This is a genomic window from Leptolyngbya sp. FACHB-60, from assembly GCF_014695775.1.
GTDB lineage: Bacteria > Cyanobacteriota > Cyanobacteriia > Phormidesmidales > Phormidesmidaceae > Nodosilinea.
This window is the reverse complement of record NZ_JACJOX010000001.1, coordinates 1-5381: the sequence shown is the minus strand read 5'-3', so window position 1 is coordinate 5381 and position 5381 is coordinate 1. Positions and strand designations below refer to the sequence as shown.

General features: G+C 50.8%; 7 protein-coding genes. 1 reads left to right on the top strand and 6 read right to left on the bottom strand.

Annotation, left to right across the window (positions count from 1 at the left end):
* The 3 genes from H6F57_RS00035 to H6F57_RS00025 form a co-directional block, all read right to left on the bottom strand.
* Nucleotides 1-302 (bottom strand): ABC transporter substrate-binding protein (locus tag H6F57_RS00035; RefSeq protein ID WP_242025874.1); only part of this gene is annotated, 302 nt, incomplete at its 3' end.
* Nucleotides 303-411: 109 nt separating this feature from the next.
* Nucleotides 412-936: a thermonuclease family protein gene (locus H6F57_RS00030; protein ID WP_190624826.1), complete on the bottom strand. Its 525-nt coding sequence runs from the start codon at nt 934-936 to the stop codon at nt 412-414.
* Nucleotides 937-969: 33 nt separating this feature from the next.
* Nucleotides 970-1872: an AEC family transporter gene (locus H6F57_RS00025; protein ID WP_190624825.1), complete on the bottom strand. Its 903-nt coding sequence runs from the start codon at nt 1870-1872 to the stop codon at nt 970-972.
* 144 nt (nt 1873-2016) lie between these two features.
* Here H6F57_RS00025 and H6F57_RS00020 point away from each other — a divergent pair, with 144 nt between their 5' ends.
* Nucleotides 2017-2745, top strand: a complete 729-nt coding sequence (locus H6F57_RS00020; protein ID WP_190624824.1) for a class I SAM-dependent methyltransferase — start codon at nt 2017-2019, stop codon at nt 2743-2745.
* Nucleotides 2746-2816: 71 nt separating this feature from the next.
* Here the strand turns inward: H6F57_RS00020 and H6F57_RS00015 are convergent, their stop codons facing one another.
* The 3 genes from H6F57_RS00015 to H6F57_RS00005 form a co-directional block, all read right to left on the bottom strand.
* Nucleotides 2817-3305 carry a hypothetical protein gene (locus H6F57_RS00015; RefSeq protein WP_190624823.1) on the bottom strand — a complete coding sequence of 163 codons (489 nt, stop codon included), beginning with the start codon at nt 3303-3305 and terminating at the stop codon, nt 2817-2819.
* Nucleotides 3306-3656: 351 nt separating this feature from the next.
* Nucleotides 3657-3806 (bottom strand): hypothetical protein, encoded by a 150-nt coding sequence (locus H6F57_RS00010; RefSeq protein ID WP_190624822.1) that lies wholly within the window; start codon nt 3804-3806, stop codon nt 3657-3659.
* 133 nt (nt 3807-3939) lie between these two features.
* Nucleotides 3940-5205, bottom strand: a complete 1266-nt coding sequence (locus H6F57_RS00005) for an IS701 family transposase (RefSeq protein ID WP_190624821.1) — start codon at nt 5203-5205, stop codon at nt 3940-3942.
* Nucleotides 5206-5381 lie beyond the last annotated feature (176 nt).

Sequence of the window (5381 nt, the reverse complement as noted above, 5' to 3'; positions counted from 1 at the left end):
GAAAGGATTAAATTTTGCTCAGCGCAACCAATGACCATTGGATTTTCCGCTACTTCGTCAGGGACGACCATACCCGATTCCCAAGGTTTCAAGGAAATTGCTAGGCCGCTGTCTTGATAAAGACCTAGATGATCTGCCATTAACAGACCAGCAAATTGCACATTAAATTTCCAGTCTAGCTGCATGGTCAACGGCAAAGCTGCCCGACTAGGAGCAGAAAAACCAGGCAGTAAATTACTAGCCCCAACACCTAAGCCCAACATTCCCGCATATTTGATGATCTGACGCTGTCTTAGACTCATAAGTCACCAATAATCTAATACAGGCCAAGAGCGTACTTCACCTTTCTTTACGCTTCTGTAGTCAGGTTAACTCTGTTGATTAATTAGATCGATTGCTCCGCCGATAGTCTCAGGGCATTACAGGATTGGGCTGATTCCAAAAGTTCAACTGCTGCTGCTGGGCCTGAGCCTCAGCGGCGAGTAGGGCATCGTCTGTATCGGGGCAGCTGCTCAAAAATTGGGTGTAAACCGTTGCATGACCCTCGTTGATCATCTGTAGGTTTACGTTTTGGCCACCGGCATAGACTTCTGCCACCATGCGCCCATAACGGTCTGTGTCGGCCTCGCGGAACTGAATCGTGGAACCTCTAGGAGTGAGCTGGCGCAGACGTTCGGTAGCTGCTGGCCCCCAAGGCGTTTGGGAAGTTTCTGGAGCATCAATGCAGGCGAACCGGACTGTGATGTTCTGGCCTTGGTAGTCCATCTGCAGCGTGTCGCCATCGCCTACGAAAACAACGGTGGCAGTGGGCAGGTTTTGGCTGGCCCTTGAGTCAGTGACAGGCTCCTGATCTTGAGGTATGGCCACAGTTCCAGAATATCCGCTAGCGATCGCCCCGAAGCCAACGGCCAAATCCAAGCACTGCCAAACCTTCATTCCCTACTCCAATATCAGCGTTACTCGACAAAACTAGGGTGACAGTGATAGATGGACTAGAAGGGGAGTGACTATCGCCAGGTAGAGGGGCACCGCAGCGGAGATGAAGCTAATGACAAAGCGAGTGTCGAGATCGTTCTCCTGGGCAAAGAGTAGGGTTAGCAGGCTAGGGGGTAGGGCTGCTCCGGCGAGGACAGCAGCTTGCTCCACGCCCTGAAGCCCAAAAGCTTGGGTAACTGCCCAGCCCAGACTTAACCCACAGCCAATCTTGGCCAGCACCAGGAGGGCATAGCGCCCCACAGAGGCCAGTTGAACCTGAAACTCCATTCCCAGTAGCAGAAGCACCAGCAGTAAAAAGCTCCCCTCGGCAATGTTCAGCAGGCCCAGCAGCACCTCATTCATCCAACCTAGAGCGTTGAGTATTAGACCCAGCATAATGGCCCAGAAGAAAGGTGTCTGGGCCAGCTTCAGGGCTACCGCCCGACCTGTGACCCCAGCTTGGCCAAACCAGGCGGAGAGGCAGTAGACCACCGTGAACAGATAGATGGCTTGGGCCAGGTCGAACAATACAATCCGACTGAGGCCCACATCGCCAAAGGTGAGCAGCATGATGGGATACCCTACCGCCCCGCCCTCAAAGGTGGGAAAGGTCGTCATCAAAGCCCCAGCCTTTGGCTTGTCCCACTTGAACCACCAAACTCCAACAAAGGCGATCGCTGTTAGGCCAACCACCACTACCAGGGCAGACAGGGGCAGGTAGATGAGTTCTGGGACAAAGGTGGCGGTGGCCAGCGCCCGCAGAATCACGGCTGGAAGCACCAGCGTAGTCAGCAGCTTACCAATGGTCTTGGCATCGCCAGAGTGCAGCACCCCAGCTCGCCTCAGCCCAAACCCCAGGCAAGCCACCAGGATCATGGGCAGGAGTTGAATTAGCATCGGCATAACATTAATGGTGGTGAACCTGGGGTTGACCTACGGCTGGTAGCTTAGGAGCTAGAACCGCCCCAGGAAGAATCGCTGGCCATTTCCTTCGACCGAGCCGCTGACTTCTATGACAATACCCGCACCCTGGCTTCAGAGGTGTCTGAACGGCTTACGTCTGGGATTTTAAGGCTGGGGCAGGCTACCCCCGACACCACTTTCTTCGAGCCAGGAATCGGCACTGGACGCATTGCTCTGCCCATAGTCGAACGGGGCTATGTCTACACCGGGGTCGATATTTCAGAGGCGATGATGGACAAGCTCAGGCAAAAGCTTGAGGGCAAAGCTCACCGATTGACGTTGATCAATGCTGATACGACCGAGCTACCATTCGGAGCCAACGCCTTCGATGTGGCGATCGCCCCCCACATCTTGCACCTGATCCCTAACTGGCAGACGGCGATGGATGAGCTACGCCGGGTGCTGAAGTCCATTGGAGTATTTATCTACTTCCACCACCCCACCAACAAGACCGCTACCCGTGATGCTATTGGGCGGCAGTGGCGGCAGATTCTAGCGGGCTACGGCTACGACTCTGGCTTTACTGGCGGCGTTACAGAGGACGTACTGGGCCGCTTGCAGGAGCAGGGGGCAGAGCTAGAGACAGTGATGGTTGCAGAGCTGTCCCGCGAGAGTACAGTGGACAGTCTTATGAGAGTCTACCGCGATCGCATCTACAGCAATATGTGGCGGGTACCAGACAATATTTACCCCCAGGCGCTGGCTGACTTGGAAGACTGGGCCGTTCAGGAGTTCCCCGACCCCAACCAGCCCATTACCTCTCAAGACACCATCACGCTCACCGCGGCTTACCACTGGGCAGGCTAGTCCTGTTTAAAGCCTTGCTTACCAAGTTTTTATATAGCTTTTACATTACATTAATTAATAAGATTACCTGACTACTCTTTCTGTTCAGCACTGGCCGTCTGATCAGCCAGTAGGTTTTCCCGCAGACGCAGGTATTGTTTGCCTTTGGAAGTGAGTTCGATATGGTGTTTTAGCTCTCCTTCCCTGGGCAGCTGGTCTAGGTGTGACTTGGCGGCGATGAAATTGAGGGTAGACAGCCGTTTTAGCTCCATAATCAAATCGGTAGTGTTCTCATAGGGCACAGAATCGTCCTCTGTGTCGAGCTGTTTCAAGTAGTTCAATTCCTGTTCAGAAACAAGGCTGGTTAATAAAAGCTTGAGAGACTCAGCATAGGGCTGTTCAGCCTCTTCAATTTCAAAGGGGCCAATTTTTGCTTTTTGGATATTATTGTTTGAAAATTTCTCGAGCAGTCTAAAAAGAGGCTTGTAAAAAAGTAACAGAACAACCGTAATGACTAGAGGCCAGGATAGCAAAATTGGTCCCAATACCGAAACCCAATCAAAAATAGAGGGGTCACTCACGTCACGTTTCCTCGCTGATGCCAAAAATATGCTCAACCTATTCAACCTAATCCTATTAACTCTATCGGGCTGCAGAATCAATCGAATGAGGTGTTTTAGTCAGCCATCAACGCTACATTTTGATTTATTTTTCAGAAAGCAAAAGAACTATATCCCAATGCTTATTATCGAGCATCTTAGACTACCCAGTTTTATATATAACTGTTGGTAGAGAATACTTCTTTTGGCTGGTTGAGCAACTTGGTCAGATTCTTTCAAGCAGTTTCCTCCAGCTCAAATTCACTGCCAAACTGCCACTTACCCCTAGCTTTAGTGAGAGCCAATCTATTGGAGTCCTTTAGAGATTAGAGACTAGTTTCCGCTTTTGACTGTCTCAATCGCATCGGCTTTTTCTAATGCCTGAGAAACCATCCCTGTCCCCTCAGCCACCAGGTGCAACTCATCCTGTGCCTTGGTCATGGCCACATAGAGCTGTCGTCGCGTCAGCGATCGCGTATCCAAATCAGCATCAAAGCAATCCTCAAACTGCTCGATCTCAGGAGAGCATCATAATCCCTCTTTAGTCACTCTGGCTGAGTAAAAAGTATTCAAGACATCAGACAGCCACTCCAAATGTGTGTGGTGAAGCACGAAACTAGTTCATACAGTGAATCGAACGGGCGAAACATCGGTGCAAGCCCCGAATCGGAAATACAGCTAGCCAAGGCTGGATGAGTTGGTAGAAAACAAAGGGCTGTAGAATCAGCCTCAAGTTATTCAGGGCACTCTTCCAGTTGAGCCCTGGTTGCCACCTTTGGTGTTGGCTAAAGGGCTCAAAAGCGAGTTCTTGACGTTTCCCAGACTGAGCCGTCAGGGCATGCCAACAGAAGTGCTGTGCATGAAGACTAATCATCAAGTAAGCACAGAAGATGATTTCCCACCAACGCTCGATACTAGGGTAATCCGTCAAGCGAAAGTCGGCCCAGCCCAATTCGTTCTTAACCTGTTTGAAGCCGTACTCAATCCAGTTTCTCAGGCTATAGAGCAACGGTAAGGGTAGGATGTCGCCTGGTAGGTCCGTCATAATGAACCAGCTATCGGTGCTCTGCTCGGTGCCCTTAGTAATTTGGAAGTAGCGTCTTGAGCGGCGCTGCCCAAAGATAATCTCACGAATGAAGCGAGTTTCTGGAGTGCGATGGGCGAGCGGTTGCTCAAAGGTACGCCAACGGTTGTAGCGCACTCGTTGCCACGATGGCATGAGTACGCCATGATTCGAACGAATTGCCACAATGAAGGGCATTCCAAATTTCCTGACACAGTCAATAAAACTGCCGCTCTCTCCATAGAAGCTATCGGCTAGAACCAATTGAACCTTAAACCCTGTAGCCTGAATTTCGTGGATTAACTCAACCGCGAGTTCTGGTTTAGTTTTGTACTCGTCGCCCTCTTGGAGGCGGCTGCGGGGTTTGAATATCTTGAATAGCAACGGATACGTGATATTGCCCACAACTCCATAGGCATTGACCGAGACAATCCCGTTTACTGTTTTGCCTAAATTGCCGATGTACTGCTGAGCTACATAGTCTGTCGCGTTTCCTTTCTTGCGGTCGCCCGTCTCGTCGATGATAAGAATAATGGATCTGTCACCAAGCACCCTCTTCACCAGTTGAAGGCGGCGTGCCCTTAGTTGGCTCGTGTCCCACACGGCATGATGCAGGAAGTGGTGCAGATTCCGGCTATCCTTGAGCCCGACAACCTGAGCAATAGCTGGTAAGCTCTTGCGGGAAATTTCGCTGATTAAACCCACATGAAGGTACTTGAAGCACTCGAAGCTACGAACATCGCTGAACAGATTTCGGTAAGCTTCACAGTATTCATCAACGAAACCAACGGTTTGACGGGCAAGACAAGGGACAACCATTGCTCCTACCCTCTTAAAACTCTTCCTTCACTTTACTTCCCCTGTAGTGACTGAAGAGGGATAATACCAATTCTTTAAATTCCAGCTACACATAGGGCATCAATAAGCCAACCCCACTGAGTCAAAGAACGAACCTGGGTGGGCGATAACCGATTCAGCCAATGGCTAATCGCCTG